At 64.4% G+C, this 18,122-nt stretch carries 19 protein-coding genes; 11 read left to right on the forward strand and 8 right to left on the reverse strand.

What is annotated here, in order from left to right; translation table 11 throughout:
- Window positions 1–35 precede the first annotated feature (35 nt).
- From NDO48_RS22235 to NDO48_RS22260, 6 genes are all read left to right on the forward strand, one after another.
- Window positions 36–1,049, forward strand: a complete 1,014-nt coding sequence (locus tag NDO48_RS22235) for a 2Fe-2S iron-sulfur cluster-binding protein (RefSeq protein WP_267322361.1) — start codon at window positions 36–38, stop codon at window positions 1,047–1,049.
- A 16-nt stretch (window positions 1,050–1,065) separates the two neighbouring features.
- Window positions 1,066–2,616: a carboxylesterase/lipase family protein gene (locus NDO48_RS22240; RefSeq protein ID WP_267322362.1), complete on the forward strand. Its 1,551-nt coding sequence runs from the start codon at window positions 1,066–1,068 to the stop codon at window positions 2,614–2,616.
- Between the two features lie 124 nt (window positions 2,617–2,740).
- On the forward strand, window positions 2,741–3,382 hold the full coding sequence (locus NDO48_RS22245; protein ID WP_026226768.1) for a GntR family transcriptional regulator: 642 nt from the start codon (window positions 2,741–2,743) through the stop codon (window positions 3,380–3,382).
- A gap of 642 nt (window positions 3,383–4,024) precedes the next feature.
- Window positions 4,025–4,312, forward strand: coding sequence for a hypothetical protein (locus tag NDO48_RS22250; RefSeq protein ID WP_267322363.1), 288 nt, complete (start codon window positions 4,025–4,027; stop codon window positions 4,310–4,312).
- 208 nt (window positions 4,313–4,520) lie between these two features.
- The gene (locus NDO48_RS22255) at window positions 4,521–4,787 is read left to right on the forward strand and encodes a YjhX family toxin (protein ID WP_026226767.1); all 267 of its coding nucleotides are present in this window, start codon (window positions 4,521–4,523) and stop codon (window positions 4,785–4,787) included.
- 155 nt (window positions 4,788–4,942) lie between these two features.
- The gene (locus NDO48_RS22260) at window positions 4,943–5,503 is read left to right on the forward strand and encodes a LysE family translocator (protein ID WP_018425852.1); all 561 of its coding nucleotides are present in this window, start codon (window positions 4,943–4,945) and stop codon (window positions 5,501–5,503) included.
- A gap of 9 nt (window positions 5,504–5,512) precedes the next feature.
- Here the strand turns inward: NDO48_RS22260 and NDO48_RS22265 are convergent, their stop codons facing one another.
- From NDO48_RS22265 to NDO48_RS22295, 7 genes are all read right to left on the reverse strand, one after another.
- Entirely contained in the window at window positions 5,513–6,433 is a 921-nt protein-coding gene (locus tag NDO48_RS22265) for an ornithine cyclodeaminase family protein (RefSeq protein WP_267322364.1), read from the reverse strand.
- Window positions 6,430–7,185 carry a sulfite exporter TauE/SafE family protein gene (locus NDO48_RS22270; RefSeq protein WP_051091881.1) on the reverse strand — a complete coding sequence of 252 codons (756 nt, stop codon included), beginning with the start codon at window positions 7,183–7,185 and terminating at the stop codon, window positions 6,430–6,432. The genes NDO48_RS22265 and NDO48_RS22270 overlap by 4 nt, the downstream gene beginning before the upstream one ends.
- 1 nt (window position 7,186) lies before the next feature.
- Window positions 7,187–8,641, reverse strand: a complete 1,455-nt coding sequence (locus NDO48_RS22275) for an aldehyde dehydrogenase family protein (RefSeq protein WP_267322365.1) — start codon at window positions 8,639–8,641, stop codon at window positions 7,187–7,189.
- A 42-nt stretch (window positions 8,642–8,683) separates the two neighbouring features.
- Window positions 8,684–8,977 carry a 2Fe-2S iron-sulfur cluster-binding protein gene (locus NDO48_RS22280; RefSeq protein ID WP_018425848.1) on the reverse strand — a complete coding sequence of 98 codons (294 nt, stop codon included), beginning with the start codon at window positions 8,975–8,977 and terminating at the stop codon, window positions 8,684–8,686.
- 25 nt (window positions 8,978–9,002) lie between these two features.
- Window positions 9,003–9,302: a hypothetical protein gene (locus NDO48_RS22285; protein ID WP_018425847.1), complete on the reverse strand. Its 300-nt coding sequence runs from the start codon at window positions 9,300–9,302 to the stop codon at window positions 9,003–9,005.
- Window positions 9,303–9,451: 149 nt separating this feature from the next.
- Window positions 9,452–9,760, reverse strand: coding sequence for a 2Fe-2S iron-sulfur cluster-binding protein (locus NDO48_RS22290; RefSeq protein ID WP_018425846.1), 309 nt, complete (start codon window positions 9,758–9,760; stop codon window positions 9,452–9,454).
- 9 nt (window positions 9,761–9,769) lie between these two features.
- On the reverse strand, window positions 9,770–10,528 hold the full coding sequence (locus NDO48_RS22295; RefSeq protein WP_018425845.1) for a TenA family transcriptional regulator: 759 nt from the start codon (window positions 10,526–10,528) through the stop codon (window positions 9,770–9,772).
- A gap of 161 nt (window positions 10,529–10,689) precedes the next feature.
- Between NDO48_RS22295 and NDO48_RS22300 the strand changes: the two genes are divergently transcribed.
- On the forward strand, window positions 10,690–12,159 hold the full coding sequence (locus NDO48_RS22300) for a gamma-glutamyltransferase family protein (protein ID WP_267322366.1): 1,470 nt from the start codon (window positions 10,690–10,692) through the stop codon (window positions 12,157–12,159).
- 46 nt (window positions 12,160–12,205) lie between these two features.
- Window positions 12,206–12,970: an SDR family NAD(P)-dependent oxidoreductase gene (locus NDO48_RS22305; RefSeq protein ID WP_267322367.1), complete on the forward strand. Its 765-nt coding sequence runs from the start codon at window positions 12,206–12,208 to the stop codon at window positions 12,968–12,970.
- Window positions 12,971–12,990: 20 nt separating this feature from the next.
- Here NDO48_RS22305 and NDO48_RS22310 read toward each other — a convergent pair whose 3' ends face one another.
- Window positions 12,991–14,250: an NAD(P)/FAD-dependent oxidoreductase gene (locus NDO48_RS22310; protein ID WP_267322368.1), complete on the reverse strand. Its 1,260-nt coding sequence runs from the start codon at window positions 14,248–14,250 to the stop codon at window positions 12,991–12,993.
- 84 nt (window positions 14,251–14,334) lie between these two features.
- Here NDO48_RS22310 and NDO48_RS22315 point away from each other — a divergent pair, with 84 nt between their 5' ends.
- From NDO48_RS22315 to NDO48_RS22325, 3 genes are all read left to right on the forward strand, one after another.
- Window positions 14,335–14,511 carry a hypothetical protein gene (locus NDO48_RS22315; protein ID WP_018425841.1) on the forward strand — a complete coding sequence of 59 codons (177 nt, stop codon included), beginning with the start codon at window positions 14,335–14,337 and terminating at the stop codon, window positions 14,509–14,511.
- A complete protein-coding gene (locus NDO48_RS22320) occupies window positions 14,508–15,884 on the forward strand; it encodes an amidase (RefSeq protein ID WP_018425840.1) in 1,377 nt (458 codons plus the stop codon). The genes NDO48_RS22315 and NDO48_RS22320 overlap by 4 nt, the downstream gene beginning before the upstream one ends.
- 737 nt (window positions 15,885–16,621) lie before the next feature.
- Window positions 16,622–18,106 (forward strand): ABC transporter substrate-binding protein, encoded by a 1,485-nt coding sequence (locus NDO48_RS22325; protein ID WP_026226765.1) that lies wholly within the window; start codon window positions 16,622–16,624, stop codon window positions 18,104–18,106.
- Window positions 18,107–18,122: the final 16 nt, after the last annotated feature.

The raw sequence follows: 18,122 nt of genomic DNA on the forward strand, positions 1-18,122 counted from the left end.
CGGGCTACCCGCCCCAGCCTTCAGTGGAGACATGGATGGGCCATGTTGTGCGCGTCCTCGAGACCGAGGATCAGTTCACCGTCGATTCAGAAGAGTCCGTGCTGATGGCGGCGATCCGCCAGGGCGTGCAATTGCTGCACGACTGTACCGAGGGCGGCTGCGGCACTTGCCGGGTGCGGCTGATGGAAGGCTGCGTGCGCTACGAAGAATATCCGCTGGCGCTGTCGCCCGAAGACGAGGATGAGGGCTTCGCACTAGCCTGCCAGGCGCGGCCCGAGAGCGACCTCGTGATCTCGACCGAACGGCCGATGGAACCGTGCTCGGACCCGGAACGGTATACCGCCGAGGTGGCAGCCGTCGAGGCGATGGGCCGCGACGTGGTGCATCTGACACTTGCGTTGCCCAATGCCGAAGGGCTGGTCTATCGGCCCGGTCAATATCTCAACGTCATGCTTGGCGACGGCAACAAGCGCAGCTTTTCCATGGCCTCAACGCCAAACGGCCGCACCGTCGACCTGCACATCCGTCGGGTGAGCGGCGGCCATTTCACCGACGGGCACCTGAGCACGCTCAAGCCCGGCGACCGGCTGGATGTGGAGCTGCCGCATGGCCTTTTCTGCTGCCGCAAGGAGGACTTCCGGCCACTGTTGATGGTGGCGACCGGCACCGGACTGGCACCGATCAAGAGCATGTTGGAATCGCTGATGGACGATCCCGACTGCCCGCCCGTCAGCCTCTATTGGGGCATGCGGACGGAAGAGGACCTCTATCTGCATGACGAGATCCAGTCGTGGGGCGAGCGGCTGTGCGACTTCCAGTATGTGCCGGTGCTTTCTCGCCCCGGGCCGGACTGGGATGGGCGGCAGGGTTATGTGCAGGAAGTGGCGGCCGAGGACATCGGCGACTTCTCCGAACACGCCATCTACATGTGTGGTTCGCCCAACATGATCGCCAGCGCCAAGAAACTGTTCGTCGAACGCGGTGCCAATCCCGGTTTCATCTATTCCGACGCCTTCAATTTCCAGCACACGCTGGTGCCGGCGGAGTAGGCGCCAAAGGCCGCACATGGACAGCGTCGCCGAGACATCAGGAGGCCGTATCGCGGGAATGAGCCGCGACGGCGTCGGGCGCTTTCTTGGCATTCCCTATGCGGCGGCACCGGTCGGCGAACTCCGCCTGCGCTCGCCGCGACCGCATCCGGGCTGGCGCGGCATTCGCGCCGCCGACCGCATCGGCGCTGCGCCACCGCAACTGCTCAGCGACAGCCAGACATGGCTGAACGAGCCGATCCAACGCATGGACGAGGACTGCCTGACGCTCAACGTCTGGGCACCTGAGAACGCGCGGCGCGCTCCCGTCATGGTGTGGTTCCATGGCGGGGCGACACGCAATGGCCATGGCGGCGCTGCCGCGTGCAACGGCAGCCGGCTGGCGCGCGAGCACGACATCGTGGTGGTGACGGCGAACTACCGGCTCGGGCCGCTGGGCGGGCTGGCGCATCCCGATCTTACCGACCCCGAGACAGGTCTCAACGCCAACTGGGGCATGCAGGACAAGATCGCGGCGCTGCGCTGGGTGCGTGACAACATCGAAGCGTTCGGCGGCGACCCGGCCAGGGTTACCATGGCGGGGCAATCCTCCGGGGCGGCAAACGCCGTGCTGATGGCCCAGAACCCCGCGTGCCGATGCCTGTTTCGTGGTGTGATCGCCCAGAGCCCACCACTGTTTCGCCCGCCGATGTTCGTCGGACTGGAGGAGGCGGCCGAGTACACCGAGGCGGTGGCGGCGGCACTAGGCACCGATGCTGGTGGTCTGCGCGCACTCGACGGCATGGACATCGTCAAGCGCGAGGCAGCGTTGCTGCGCGACGGCGGTTTTGCCGGACGGTTCCCACGGCCGCGCACGGCGCCGACGCTCGATGGCCAGCTGGTACTCGCATGGCCGCATGACGGACAACCGGCCGACGTGCCGCTACTCACCGGCTTCACCCGCGACGAGGCGAAATTCTGGTACGACCTCGCCCTGCCCGACGGCACCAGCCTGTCGCCGCTGGCGCCACCCGCCGATGAGGCGGCACTTGGCGCGGCCATCGCCAGGCTCCTGCCGCTGCATTACGCTTTTGAGGACGCACTCAGCCCTGAGATGGTTGATGAGGCCTATCGCGAGGCGATGCCGGGCACCGACGCCACCGTGCGATGGCTGGCGATCTATGGCGACCTCGTCTTCCGGGCGCCAATCCTGCGGCTGGCGCAGCGGCATGCGGGATGCGGCCAGCCGGCCTTCCTCTACGATCTCGCCTGGCCACTGGCGAAAACCGGCGGCACGCCACATGCGGCCTGCGTGCCCTTCGTCTTCGGCATGCACGGGCATCCGCATCTCTCAGGCAAGATAGGCGCAGGTGCAGAGGCTGACGCTCTTTCCACGGCAATGATGGCGGCGTGGGCCGCCTTCGTGAGCGATGGCACGCCGTCTGCTCATTTGCACGACTGGCGGCCGCTCGACCCCGAGGCCGCTGAAGCAACTGTCATGACATTTGGCGAGCAGCGTCGCGTCTCGCGTTTCGGCGCACTCGAAGGCGGCGCAAGACTCGGGCTGTGGAAGGAGATCGCGGCATGAACGGCCCGGATCATCCCAAAAGCTGCGCAGGATTGAATATTGTAATCAATCCTTGCTCGCCTGTATCATCCTCCCTAAGGAATTGCTTCCGCAGGTTGATTCGCACCGCTACCAGGAAGTGCACATGACCGCCATTTTGGGTGAAATTCACGCGCCACTGACCAAGCTGATCACCAATGCGCTGCGCGAGCGCATCGTCAGCGGCGAGATCGGCGTCGGCGAACGACTGGTCGAAGGCAAGCTTTCGGAAGAGATGGGCGTGTCGCGCATGCCGGTGCGCGAGGCGCTGCGCGAGCTCGCCGCCGAGGGCATCGTCACCATCGAGCCGCGCCGCGGCGCATCCGTCACCGTTTTCACTGAAGAGCAGAAGCACGAACTGGTGGAAGTGCGCGCGACGCTCGAGGCGCTGAACGCCAAGCTTGCGGCCAAGCGCCATGACCCCGAGCAGATTGCCGCCCTGCAGAAGATCCTCGACGACGGCGCAAAGCTCGCCGACACCGATGATCCCGTTCTTCTGTCGCGCCAGAACACCGAATTCCACGAGGCGCTGGCGACTGTTGCCGCCAATTCGGTGCTGCAGGACATGGTGCGCTCGCTGCGCGACCGCACGGTGATGCTGTTTGCGCCTGTCAGCAAGCGCCGCGGCCGCCAGAACTGGGAAGAGCATGCCGGCATCCTGCGCGCTGTGATCGCCGGGGACAGCGAACTCGCGGCCTTGCTCGCCGCACGGCATGTCTACAATGCCGCGGAAATTCCGCAGGATTAGGCGGCAGCGACCATCGGTTTTGCCAACGGCAAATGAAGTCGGCGCCATAAGCACCTGCGCCGTCCCATAGATGGCATGGGCCATCCCTTTGCACTGTCAAGTCGTTCCAAATTGACGACTTGACGTAAACGCCTTCTTATCCGTATTTCTTGATGCCTTCGGCATGTAGTCGCAAGAATTCACCTTTCTTGTATTTGGTGTATCCATGCGCAATGTCCACCTTTTCCTGACAGCAGGTCTTGGGTGCCTTATCTTGGCGGGCATGACGATGATTTCGCCTGCCACAATCGTCTTCGACTTCATGGATCCCGAGAGGAGCGAGTGCTCCAGCCTGCTGAAAGGCTACAGCGACAGCCGCAAATGGCCGCAACCGGGCACGGCCGAATATGCTCGCTACATGCAATGCTACATGATCATATGCGAGCCAAGTCCACGGTGGTGGTAGACACCGAAGCACTTGTCTGGACGACATCGCCAGTTCGATCCTTTAATATCAAGTTTTCCTGAAATACCTTTGCGATTGCAGGCAGCATTCAGTTCTGATCATTTCGAGAAAAATATTCAGAACATTTGGAATGTGTAAGAATGATTCGTTTGGCTGCGCTCCTCGGCATCTCCGTAATTCTCGCTGGTTGCACCACCATGTCTCAAGGCGAATACAAGACCGCCCAGACGACTCTGGCCGGCAGCCCTGCCCTCAAGCGCGAAACGATGAACAGCTGCATCAAGGACGAGAATGCCCGCTCGGCCAAGGACAAGGCCGAGATGGCCGCGGTGTTCAACATCGATCCGAAGAACTATGCGGCCACCTTCTGCAAGCGCCTGATCAACGGCATGGCCAGCAACCGCATCACCTACCAGGACTACGTCAATCTCGATTCCCGCACGGCGGACAACAGCAAGCTGATCCGGGTTTTGCAGGGTCGCTGACCGCTATCGCCGGCGGGGCCGCCTTGAGCCCGCCGCAATCGGACCTATAGCTCCGCACCATCATGACCTGTTCTTTTGAGTCCCGCTAAAGCCCCGCTTCACGCATTGCGTGGACCGGGGCCGTGTTCAGCCAAATCGGTGAGCCCACAGCTTGCCATAATGGATGACGCCCGGTGCCTGGTCGCCGGGATTGCGGACACTCAACATCATGAACATCTCGAAGAAGGAGCGCAAAGCGCTCGAAGTGCTGTCGTTCGGCGGCACGATCATCCTTGAAAAGGACGCCAGGAACCGACCTCTGGAAGCATCGTTCGTCACCCGCGAGGGCTGGTCCCTCGAGGGCGCCGGCCTCGCCGAGTTCAAGGTGCTGAAAGCCAAGCGGCTGGTCGTGTCCCGAAATGGCGGCAACTACACGATCTCCAGGGACGGAGTGGTCAGCCTGCAGCAGGCTCGACAGGCCGCGAAGAAAGGGTAGAGGCAGACGATCGGCGCAGGCGCAATTTCAGAGGCGATGGCGCAGATTGTCGTCGTCCCAGCATGACTGCTGGACAACGGCTTGACCTGGGTCAAGGTCGGCCTCCATGCGCGGGCATAAATGGCCGAGAGCTTCACGCAGCCATGGATACCCCGATGTCAGTCCTGTCGTTTGTCGCCGCATCCCTGGCCATCCTGCTGACGCCGGGGCCGACCAACACCATCCTGGCCGCATCGGGCGCGGCGATGGGATTGCGCAAGGCGCTCCACCTGCCTCTGGCCGAGGCGCTGGGCTATGCACTTGCCGTCAGCCTGTTCCTGGTGCTCCAGGAGCAGTTTCACGGCACGCCAGTGGCGCTCGCCGTCATGAGGGCCATCGCGTCGGCCTGGCTGCTGGTTTCGGCGGCCAGGCTGTGGCGGCAGCCGGTCGTGCCCGACATCAAGGCGAGGCAGGGTGCATTCTGGCGCGTGATCGTGACGACTATGCTGAACCCCAAGGCGATGCTGGTCGGCACCATCGTCATCCCGGGTCTGATGGCAGACAGTCAGCCGGCCGGCGTGGCCTGCTTCGTGCTGCTTTCCTCGCTGGCCGGCATCGGCTGGACGGCACTGGGCGCGGCACTTCCGGCGGCGCTCCGCCGGCACTCCTACCGGGCGGCGGCCCTGATCGTCGGCGGCTTCTCGGTGGCCGCTGCCATCAGCGCGGCCCACGCCTGACGTCCACGGCTAGCCGCCGACGATCCGCCGATAAGCCAATCCGGCCAACGCGATGTCCTGCAAGCCGACACCGACGGACTTGTAGATGGTGATCTCGTCCGCGCTGGTGCGGCCGCGTGCTTTGCCGGCAAGGATCTCGCCGAGTTCGACGATCTTGTCCGGCGTGAGCGCCGCGGAATCTGCCAGCACGAGATCGCCGGCCTCGCGCAGGCTCTGTTCGCGCCATTCGACGGCGACAAGCGAAGCACGGGCCATTGCCCGGTCGTCGAGCTCGCGCGTGTTGGGCAGGCTCGAACCGACGGCGGCGATGAAAGACCCGGGCTTGAGCAGGTCACCGGAAAACAGCGCTGATGGCGAGCGCGAGGCGGTGATCAGAATGTCGACCTCTGACGCCGCCTGTTCTGCTGTGGCCAGTCGCGTAGGGACGCCGCAGGCAGCTTCCAGCCCGGCCGCCAGGGCAGGATCGGACGAGCGGCTGACCAACAGCACACGCTTGAGCGGGAAGACTTCGGCCATCTGGATGGCATGTGCCCGGCCGAGCGGACCGGAGCCAAAGACCGCGAGCGTCGCAGCTTCCGGACGGGCAAGTTGCTGTGCTGCGATGACAGAGCAGCCGGCGGTGCGCAGCCTTGTGATGGCGCCGGCATCGAAGGTGGCGAGCGCGCGGCCGTCGACCGAGGAAAACAGCAGGATGATGAAGGAGAATTGGCCCTTGATGGTGGTGTAGACCTTGGCGCCAACCACGTCCTGACCGGGGATGACCGCGCCCAGGGTCGACAACTTGATGCCAGCGGCCTCGCTGCGGATGCGTGGCTGCATCGCCGCTTCCTCACGCCCGAAACGTTGGAAGGCATCGGCCAGCGCCGCGCGTGCATCGGCGGCGGAGACGGCTGCCTCGACCAGTTCATCCGTGATGTGAGGCAGGCTCATTGGACAACCGTCCTCGCGAGAATGCCAAGCGCACCGAGCCCGGACATGGTGAGCAGAAGCAAACGAACACCACGCGGCGAAAAATAGCGATGGAACCGGCCGGAGACGAAGAAGCCACCGAGCATCAGCGGGAACAACAGGATGCCGAGCCAGAGCTGCGGCAGTGTGAAACGGTCGACGTAAGCGAGCATCAGCAGCGACAGGATGGCGCCGGCGAAGAAGACACAGCTGATGGTCGCCCGCATCTGACGCGGCGGCACATATTGCATGACAATGGCGAAGGGCGGCGCGCCCGACGAGGTTATGGTGCCCATCAGCCCCGAGGCGAGGCCGGCGATCGCCATGTTGGGGTGAGATGCCCTGACCTTCCAGCCGGCGAAGCTGAGGCCGACGCCCGCGAGGATCAACAGAGCAAAGACGATCGAGAATGCATTGGTGGGCAAGGCCGCGAGCGTCGCGCCCGCAAGCAGCGTGCCGCCGGCACGCCCGACCATCAGCGTGGTGACGCTCGGCCAGTCGACGGCATCGAAATCGCGGAGCAGGCCAAGCAGCGCCAGGCCGGCACCGAGCACCAGCAGCGGCCCGGGCGCCATTTCGGGAAAGAACAGCACTGCAAGCGGCGCCGAAACCATGGCAAAGCCAAGACCGCCTATGCCCTGCAGCAAGGCGGCGACGAAGACCATGGCGCCCATGCCGAACAGATGGCCCGGCACGAAGTCGCCGGGCATCAGCTCAGTCAGGCGCTGGAGCATGTCAGGCCCCAAGATAGACGCTCTTGATGCGACTGTAGAAGTCCATGACGTTGGCGCCGCCCTGCTCCTTGGCCGCCTGGTTGCTCGAATGTTTGAGGCCGCCGAACGGCGCGTTGAGCGAGACGCCAGTCGTTGGGCTGTTGACCTTGACGATGCCGTGCTGGGTCTCGCGGGCGAAACGCAGCACCGACGGCAGATCGCCGGTCACCAGCGAGACGGCGAGGCCGTATTCGGTATCGTCGGCCAGCCTGATCGCCTCGTCTAGGCTGTCGATGGGACGGATGGCGACGACCGGTCCAAAAATCTCCTCACGCCAAAGGCGACTGGTCTCCGGAAGATCGGAGACGACGGCGGGGCGAACGAAATAGCCATGCGCAAGGCTCTGGTCGGCCTCGCGCAAAGCATCGCCACCGACGACGCGGCCGCCCTCCTCGCGGGCGATGCCGACATAGGCCAAGACCTTGTCGTATTGCGCCCGGGTGGCAAGCGGGCCCATCTGCACGCCGTCTGCCGTGCCCGGCCCGACCTTGATGGCGGCAACAGACTTTTCGAGCCGCGCCACCAGTTCGGCATAGAGCGGGCGAGCGACGAGCACACGGCTGGTGCCGGTGCAGGCCTGTCCGGTGAGGCCGAAGGCGCCGCGCTCGATGGTGGCGACGGCCTTGTCGATGCTGGCGTCTGAAAGCACGACGGTCGCGTTCTTGCCACCCATCTCGAGCTGGACGCGGGTGTCGGTGGAGAGCGACGCTGCGATCTGCTTGCCGACCGCATAGGAGCCGGTAAAGGTCAGCGCATCGACGCCTGCGCTCGCGGTGATCGCCTGGCCGACCTTGGCGCCCTTGCCCTGGACGAGCGCCACAAGCTTGGGCGGCAGGCCGGCCTCAAGAAGCACCTCGACGAGGCGCTGGCCCATCAGGGGCGTGACCTCGGACGGCTTGAAGACGACGCCGTTGCCGGCGGCAAGGGCCGGGCCAAGCTTGCGGGCGGCCATCGACAGCGGGAAGTTCCACGGGGTGATGACGGCGACCATGCCGACCGGCTGGCGCAGAGACAGCACCAGCTGGGCGCTTTCGCTCGGATAGGTCTCGCCATTGAGGCGCAGCGCCTCGCCGGCATAGAGGCGGAAGTTGGCAGCGATGCGCCTTGCCTCGTTGCGCGCCTCGTTAAGCGTCTTGCCTTCCTCGCGGGTCAGCTCTGCGGCGATCTCGTCGGCACGACGGGCCATGATGTCGGCGGCACGGAACAGCACGTCGGCGCGAACCTCCGGCGACTGCGCCGCCCAAGCCGGCCAGGCCGTTGAGACGCTGGCAACGGCGGCGGAAACATCGACGGTATCCGAATCCGGGAACAGGCCGATGAGGTCGCGCTCGTCGGCCGGATTGCGGTCCTCGAAAGTGGCGCCGCCGAAAGCGGGCTGCCACTCGCCGGCGATGTAGTTCAGGTGTCGCTCAGTCATTGGTCGTTTGCTTTCGGAAGTCGTTCTGCGTTCGAAGGCGCGTCAGCGTCCTTTTGGCACCCAGGAGACGGCGACGTCGCCGAGCACGAAGGTCTGGCAGGCCATGCGGAAGCCGGCGGCGAGATCGTCTGCCGTCAGGTGGTTGCGTTCCTTGGGCTTGACGGCATCGGTGTTCTCGATGCCGGTCTCGATCCGGCACTTGCAGGTGCCGCACAGCCCGCCGCCGCATTTGAAGGGGATGCCCCCCTTCTCGCGCAGCGACACGCGCAGCAGATTGCTGTTTTCGGGCGCGGACACCTGCTTGTTGTCGTTGGTGATGAAGGTGATGTTGATCATCGGCGCGTTCGATGCTGTTGGCCGGTCAGACCAGCTTGAGCTGGATGTCCATGCTGCCGTAGGTGGTCAGCGTCTTGAGCTCGTGGCGGGCTTCCTCGACGGACGAGAATTTCTCGAACAGCTTGCAGGGCACGTTGTTCTCGATCTGCGGCGGCTCGTCCTCGACGATGCGGATGCGCGTCTGGTCCTGATCGGTCAGCTTGGCGATGGTGAAGCTGGCGCGCTTGCGGCCGTAGAAGATGTAGTCGTAGGTCTCGACCGGCTGTACGCCGGGGCTCATCTCGGTCCGGAATTCGCCCGGCTTGGTCGTCAGAACCACATACATTGTCCACCTCGTGCTGATTGCTGATCACGCCGACGCCACCGAAGCATTGCCGGCAAAATTGTTCGGGAAGTGCCGCGCCTTCCGGCTCGGCTGGCTCTGCTTTGCGCAATTCCGGACGGAAACCGCTGCCCACTTTTCCTGGAATTGCGCTAGGCCTGCTCCGTCACCTTCTCCTGGCGGAGCTCGATGTCGTTCTTGATCCACAGCTGGCAGACGAGCCGAAAACCCTCGTCGAGCTTGTCGCCGAGCTGTTTCTTCTCCTTCCAGTTGGGCGGCGGCAGGTGCTCGGCGCCGGCCAGGATGCGGCTGGCGCAGGTGCCGCATTTTCCCATGCCGCATTTGTAGGCGAGGTGCGGATAGGGAAACTGCTTGATGCCGGCGCGGACGACGAGGTTGGTGTCGTCCTTGACCTCACCTGTGAAGGCTTCACCGTTTTTGTGGATCACGACTGTCGGCATGTGCGAGCCTCAAACCCCGCCGATACCGGCAAGCTCCGGCTCCATGGGTGCGACGCGGCCGAGCTTCACATCCTCGGCGACATAGTCGTTGTAGAGTGCGGTGGTGTAGAGCAGGCGCATCTGGGCGCCGACCTCGCAGATCTTCAGGCAACGTTCCTGCATCTCGACCGTGCGGGCATGCTCCAGCACGATCTGGTAGCCGCGTTCGCCGTGGATTTCGTCGGAGACGATGTGCAGGTCGAAGAACTCGACTTCCTCGTCGGTAAAGCCGTAGCTGTCGCGCAACGTCGGCGTCTGCTTGCGGTAGATCGACGGCACCTGGGATTCGAGGCCGACGACAAGCCCGGCAACGGCGACGATCGGGTCCTCGCGCATCGCCACCGCGTAACACCAGCTCTGCAGGCCGCGCGTCGTCGGCGACATGTTTTCCGGGTCGGTCATGCGCTCACGAGATGTGCCGCAAGCCTCGCCGAAACGTATCAGCAGATCGGTGTGGCGGTCGCCGCCGATCTCTTCCTCATACATGTTGGCGAGCAGGAAATCCTTGGCCTCGACATACTGCTCGGGCATGCGGGAATAGATGTAACCGAGGTAATCCGCGAACGGCCCCACATAGTGGTAGTGGTTCTCGGCCCAGCGCGAGAGATGGTCGCGGCTCAGCTTGCCGCTGGCCCAGGCCATCGAGAACGGCGATTTGTTGGCGCTCTTGCCCTTGATGGCGTTTTCCAGCGCAGTGCGAAATTCATCCGGGTTCATCGGCACAGTCATCGGGTTCCCCTGTCGGCTGAATGGCTTTTTCAAATCTGATTTGGAATACTGTATACCAAATTGACATTGACGCAAGCCGCATTCTACAGTCGCTTCGTCCGCATGTTTCAAGCATGCGCATACAGTATGTCGTAGCTCGAATGACCGGAGCGAGGAAAGGAATGGCTGAGATGAACGATCCGGCGAACGGCGTACGTGGCCAGAACGCGATGGTGGCGACAGGCCATCCGCTGGCGGCGCGCACGGCAATCGACATGCTGGCGGCCGGCGGCTCGGCGGTCGATGCGGCGATCGCGGCCGACGCCATCCTCGGGGTGGTCGAGCCGATGGCAACAGGCATCGGCGGCGACCTCTTGGCCATGCTGGTCGAGCCCGATGGCCGTGGCACAAGCTACAACGGCACCGGCCGGGCGCCGGCGGCGCTGACCGCCGATATCTTGGAGCGGCTGCCCAACCGGCGCATCCCCGAACGACACGCCCTGTCAGTGACCGTACCAGGTGCCGTGCGCGGCTGGTTCGACCTGCATATGCGCCACGGCCGGTTGCCGATGGCGCAGCTGCTGGCGCCTGCCGTCGCGCTTGCCGCCGGCGGCTTCGAGGTGCTGCCCATTGCGGCGCGCGAATGGGCGCTGTTCGAACCGATCATCAAGGGCGATGCGGCCGCGGCCGCCATGTACCGTTCAGGCAACGCGCCGCGCGCGGGCGAACGCTTCGCCAATCCCGAACTGGCGAAAGTCCTGCAGGCTATCGCAGCCGACGGACCCGATACCTTCTATCTCGGCGACGCGGCGCAGCGCGCAGCTGCCGCCAATCAGGCATGCGGCGGCGTGCTGTCCGCAGGAGACTTCGCCGCCCATCGCGGCGATTTCGGCGAGCCGCTGCGTCGGAGCTTTCGTGGGCTGACCATGCTTGAATGCCCGCCCAACACCCATGGCGTGGCAGTGCTTGACGCGCTGGAGGAACTGGACGCCCTGCCGCTGGAACGTGACGACCCCGGCACCACGCTTGCCATGGTGCAGGCGGTGGGCCGGGCGCTGGCGCATGCCAAGGAGACGGTGGCCGATCCAGCCGGGAATACAGTGTGCACCGTGGTCGTCGACAGCGACGGCCTGGCGGTGACGCTGATGAGCAGCATCTTCAAACGCTTCGGCTCAGGCATCGGCGTGCCGGGTCATGGCTTCGTGCTTCAGAACCGTGGCTTTGGCTTTTCGGAACCGGGACATATCAACGGGCCGGGACCGTCGAAGCGCGCCTATCATACGGTCGTGCCAGCGGCAGCGCTGAAGGGCGGCCGTTTCCACTGCGGCTTCGGCGTGGTGGGAGGAGCAATGCAGCCGCAGGGCCATGTGCAGATGATGGTGCGGCTGGCGGCCTGGAACGAGAAGCTCCAGGCGGCAATCGATGCGCCGCGCTGGCGGCTGGAAGGCGCGAAGCAACTGGCGATCGAGCCGGGCACGCCCGACAGGATCGCACGCGCCCTGCGCGACGCCGGCTACACCGACCCCGAAGGTGCTGGCGAGCTTGGTGGACGCAGCGATTTCGGCGGCGCGCAGTTCGTGCTGCGCGACGCGGACGGCAGCTTGCTCGGCGGTTCGGACAAACGCAAAGACGGGCTGGCTCTGGGCGCGTGAGCCGTCAGCCTCTAGACATATTTCTCAACAGAGCGGGGACAGGGATTTGGCCAGGACATTCGATCGCATCGTGCTCATCACCGGGGCAGCCAGCGGTATCGGCGCCGAGACGGCGCGGCGGCTTTCGGCGCCGGGCGTCGGCCTGGTGCTGCACACGCGCAAGAACGCCGAAGGTCTGGGCGAAGTGGCCGAGATCTGCGGGCGGAAAGGTGCCGTGGTGGACATGGTCGTCGGCGATCTGGCCGACCCCGAGGTGCCGGCCAGGATGGTGGCGGCGGCACGCGAGCGCTTCGGCCGCGTCGACCAGATCGTCAGCAACGCCGCCCAGGCGGCGCGCTCGACGCTGGGCGAAGTGCAGCCTCAGGATCTGGAGCAGGCCTTCGCCACGATGCCAACGGCGCTGCTCAGGCTGGTCAATGCGGCCATGGCCGATCTCGAGGCCTCCGAATTGGGCCGCGTCGTGGTGGTGAGTTCCTTCGTCGCCCATATCTTCGGCACCGCCGACATCCACTTCCCGGCGACCTCGGCCGGCAAGGGTGCGCTGGAGGCCCTGGCGAAATCGATGGCGGTCCAGCTCGCGCCCAAGGGCGTGACGGTGAACTGCGTGGTGCCCGGCTTCACCCGCAAGGACCCAAAGGGGCATTTCGCGGCCACCAGTTCGGCGCTGGAAAAGGCCATCGCGGTGACACCGACGGGCCGGCTGACCGAACCGGCCGATGTGGCCGCGGCGATCCAGTTCCTGTTGTCGCGGGAGGCGAGCCAGATCACCGGCCAGGCACTGCATGTCGACGGCGGGCTGACGTTGCCGTGAGCCGGTTTGCCATGGGTTGCCTAGCCGCCAAAGCGGGCCGGCGAAAAAGCCTCGACCGGCAGCGGCGGCTTCTGGCTGGCGACCAGGCTGGCAACGATAGCCCCTGTGGCCGGACCGTTTGCGAAGCCGATATGGCCGTGGCCGAAGGCGAAGACCAGGTGTGGATGGCGCGCGGCGCGACCTATAACCGGCAGCCCGTCAGGCGTCGACGGGCGGCTGCCCAGCCACGGCGTGTCCTCGACCGGCTGCGTGAAGGCCAGCGTCCTGCGCGCATCGGGCTCGACAGCCTCTATCTGGACGTGGTCAGGCGGATCGTCGGGCCGCGCCAGCTCGACGCCGCTGAGCAGCCTGACCTTGCCGTTCATCGGCGACAGTACATAACCGCCGGCAGCGTCATAGACCGGACGGCGCAGCTCGACACCGTCGGGCAACTCAAAATGGCGGTGGTAGCCGCGTTCGGCCGCCAGCGGGAAACGATAGCCGAGGGTTGCGGCAAGCGTTGCCGAACGTGCTCCGGCTGCCAGCACAACATGACGTCCCTCGATGCGGCGGTTGCCTGCCCGAACGGCCATTCCCCCCTCGGCCTCGATGATTGCATCGGCCGCTCCGGCGACGAAGGCGGCGCCCCGCGCCTCGGCGGCAGCGCGATACAGTTCGACCAGTTCGCCCGGGCTCTCGACCGAGCCGGTGTCGGGAAAAAAGATGCCGTGGGTGAAGCGGTGGGCAAGATGCGGTTCGAGCTGGCGGATCTCGTCCTCGTCGAGGCAGTGGAAGCTGACGCGCTGCTGGGCAAGCACCTCACGTTCGAGCCTGCTGCCGGCGAGCTCCTCGGCGTTGCGGTAGAGCCTCAACCAGCCATTGCGCTTGATGAGATGGCGGCCGCCGACCAGTTCGGCCATCGCGACATGACGGTCGAAGGCTTGCGCCACCATCGGGTCGAGAGCGGCGGCCGCGCGGCGCCAGGCGCCTTCCTCCGCAGCAACCAGGAAACGCGTCAGCCAGGGCAACAGATGTGGCAGCGAGCGCAAGCGGGCGCGGACGGCAATGTCGCGTCCAAGCGCATAACGCGGCAAACGGGAGCGGATGCCGGGCGCAGCCATCGGGAAGATCGAGCCACGGCTGAGCACCCCAGCATTGCCGTAGGACGCTCGGTCGGTGACCACGCCTGGATCGACTATGGCTGCCGAGAGACCGTGCGACTGGACTTCCAGAGCTACCGAAAGGCCGACAATGCCACCGCCAACCACCACGACGTCAAAGCGCTTTTCCAACAAATCCAATCTCTCTCCCTACATCCTCTAAATGCAGAATGCACATCAGATGTATACTGATCAATTCCAAATTTGCCTCGATGTGGAGGAACCATGCGTGAAGTGACCACGCCTCCCACGCCGACGCCGGCGGGCCCGGCGATCTCGTTGCCTCAGGAAGCATCTGCTGCCGAGGTCGCCGACTTCGCCCGCGGCACAGCCATCCTCGACCGGCTGGCCAGGCGCGTGGCCGAGCTGCTCGCCGAGCACGACAAGGGTGTCGGACGATGACGCCGTTCGAGCGCATGCCGATCGCACAGATCGCTTCAGGGGTGGCGCAGCGGGAGATTTCCGCGGTGGAGGTAACAGCCCATTTCCTCGACCGCATCGCGCGTTTCGACGGCGCGTTGTCAGGCTACGTCCATGTCGCGACTGATGCGGCGCTGACGGAGGCAAGGGCGCTCGACGCGCGGATCGCGGCCGGCGAGAAGGTCGGCCCGTTGGCCGGTGTGCCGGTCTCGGTCAAGGATATTGTCGATGTCGCCGGCATGCCCAACACCGGCGCTTCGCATTCGCGGCTCAGCAGGAAGCCAAAGGCCGACGCGCCAGTCGTGAGCCGCCTCCGAGCGTCAGGCGCCATCGTCATCGGCAAGGCCAATTGCCATGAGCTCGCCTTCGGAGGACCGTCTTTTGACCTGCCGTTTCCGCCGGCGCGCAACCCCTGGAATACCGAGATGTTTCCCGGAGGATCGTCGAGCGGCTCGGGCGTGACCGTCGCCGGCGGGCTGTGCAAGGGCTCGGTTGCAACCGACACGGCCGGCTCGATCCGCCTGCCCTCGACCATGTGCGGCATGGTCGGCCTGAAGCCGGGCTTCGGCGTCGTGCCGGTCGACGGCGTCGACACGCTTGCCCGCTCGATGGACCATTGCGGCCCAATCGCGGCACGGGTCGAGGACTGCCGCATCCTGCATGCCGTGATGTCGGGCACAAAATGGACGCGGCCGCCCTATGCCGACGAGCCGGGCTTCGCCGGCATGCGGCTCGGCATATCGCCAGACGGCTGGGGGCTTAGCGACAAGCTGAGGCCCGAGATGGCGGCGGCAATGGCCAAGACGCTTGAGCTTTTCGCCAGCCATGGCGGCGAGATCGTCGAAGTCGACCTGCCGCCGCTGGAGACCTTCCACGCGCCCGGCGCCATCGTGATGATGGCCGAGATCGCCACCCAATACGGCACCGAGGTGCGCAGCAATTTTTCCGCCTTCGGCGAAATGTTCCGCGGCCGCTCGCTGGCGGGTGAATGCCTTGCCGCAACCGACCTCGTGGCAGCCGAACGGCTGCGCGGCATCCTTAGGCACAAGCTCGATACGCAGCTGGCGCGGGTCGATGCCCTGCTGATGCCGGGGGCGCTCGCCTCGGCCGGACCGCTCAGGACAGTCGACAAGTTCTACTTTCTTGAGGAGCCAATCCCCAACATCCTGGCCAACCTGACCGGACACCCGGCACTTGCCTTTCCTTTCGGCAAGGCGGCAAGCGGTATGCCGGCAGGCGTGCAGATTCTGGGCGCAAGCGGGTCCGAGAACCGGCTGTTCGACATGGCTGCGGTGTTCGAGCGGTTGAACCCGGATGCCGTGCACCTGCCGCCGCGCTATTTCAGCCAGGCGTGACACCCGCGCCTAAAGAGGCGGGGAACAGCGCATTTCGAGCTGACCGGCGGCGACAAGCAGCGCATAGTCGCCGAGCAGGTAACCGACAAATTGGACGCCAAGCGGAATCTTGGTCAGTCAATATCCCAACTCGACCGGCGAAGCCCGATGCCAGGCATGATCCAAATGCCTGGTAGCCCTCGGTTCGCGAATTGCGATAGCAGCTGACGAAAGTCCGGAAGATTTATTGCCAGAATGAGGCGCGTCATCACCAATGACGTCAGCAACACGCATCCGAGAATAAAGTCGTCCCGGTAGACACGATAATACGAAACTGTGTCTGGTTGCATCGAAAACTCTTGATGCCAGGGTCGGTCCCGCGCTCTATTGGCACTCGGTCTTCCCCCTGGAAACAGCCATAACAGCGTCCCGTCTGGCCATTTCGTGGCCATTTTTGGTATACTATATGCAAGAAATGACCAGAAAGCTGGCTATCGCGATCTGCGCAGCTGCTATTCATGAACGAAATTTCAGCAATCGCGTTCTAAATTTTGAGCAATTTCAACTATTTGATTGATGTTTCAGGGCACCTTCAGTTGACCGCATCATGCCAGGCCAAAAGTTGATCAACATTCGCTTGACAGTCGATTGCATACAATCCACTCTTCTTGCCGAGGGATGTGGCGACCCGCGATATCAGCGCAGCTCAAGACTGCGCACTTCGCTCGCTTTTATTGTCATAGCTAATGGGTGGACCGATGAACTTATTGACGAGACTGGCAAGCAGTGCCGCCTTGGCGGCCATCATGGCGCTTTCGCCGCTGACGGCGGAGGCAGCAGACATCACCATCGCAATTGGCTCCGAGCCGTCGACACTCGATCCGCAGGTGCGCGACGACGGCGGCGAGCGCGCGATCAATGACAACGTCTATGAAACGCTGATGGCGCGCACGCCCGAGGGCGAGCTGGTCGCGGGCCTCGCGGCTGCGGCCCCGACGCAGGTCGACGCCAAGACCTGGGAGTTCAAGCTCCGGCCCGACGTCAAGTTCCACAATGGCGAGGCGTTCAATGCGGACGCCGTGGTCAACAGCGTCAAGCGCGTCATCGACCCGGCGCTGAAGTCCGAGCAGATGGCCTATTTCGGCACCATCACCGGCGCCGAGAAGGTCGACGACCTGACCGTGCGCATCCTGACTTCAGGTCCCGACCCGATCCTGCCGTCGCGCATGTACTGGATGAAGATGATCCCGGCCGCCTATTCGGGCGATGCCAAGTTTGCCGAGGCGCCTTCGGGCACCGGTCCCTACAAGTTCACCAGCTGGAACCGCGGCCAGGATATCGTACTGGAGAAGAACGCCGACTATTGGGGCGGTGCACCTGCGATCGACAAGGTGACCTACCGGTTCGTCGGCGAGTCCGGCACCCGCCTGTCGGGCTTGATGGCCGGCGAGCTCGACGTCATCACCAACCTGTTGCCGGAATTCGCCGAGCAGGCGCCGAAATTCGCGGCCGTCAGCGGCCTCGAAACGACGCTCATGATCGTGTCGACCGACAACGAGGTGACAAAGGACCCGCGCGTCCGCGAGGCCATGAACATTTCGGTCGACCGCAAGGCGCTAGCCGAGAGCCTGTTTGGCGGCTACGCCACGCCGGCCAAGGGACAGGTCGTCAACCCCAAGGCCTTCGGCTACAACAAGGCGCTGCCTGACTACGTGTTCGACGTCGACAAGGCGAAGGCCCTGATCAAGGAAGCGGGCGCCGAGGGCAAGACCGTCAAGCTCGTCGGCGAAGCCGGCCGCTGGCTCAAGGACCGCGAACTGATCGAGGCCGTCGGCGCCTATTGGAAGGATGCAGGCCTCAACGTCGACATCAAGATCGAGGACTTCGGCGAGTACCTCAACCAGCTGTTCGACAAGAACAAGCGGCCGGATGCGGTCTTCCTGTCGAACTCCAACGAACTGCTCGACGTCGACCGTGAAATGACATCGGTGCTACAGAGCAAGGCGAGTTCCGCGTCCAACAGCGACCAGGAAATGTCGGACCAGATCAACGCCGCCAGGATCGAGACCGACGTCGAGAAGCGCCAGGCCATGTACGACGCCATCACCAAGAAGTCGTACGATCTGTCGTATCTCGTCCCGCTGCTCAACCAGCAGGACATCTACGGCTTCTCCAAGCGCCTCGAATGGCAGCCGCGTGTCGACTCCAAACTCCTGGTCAAGGAGATGAAGGTCACGGAATAATATTGGAGAACGCGGG

It is taken from the genome of Aminobacter sp. MET-1 (genome assembly GCF_026521175.1).
Taxonomy (GTDB): domain Bacteria; phylum Pseudomonadota; class Alphaproteobacteria; order Rhizobiales; family Rhizobiaceae; genus Aminobacter.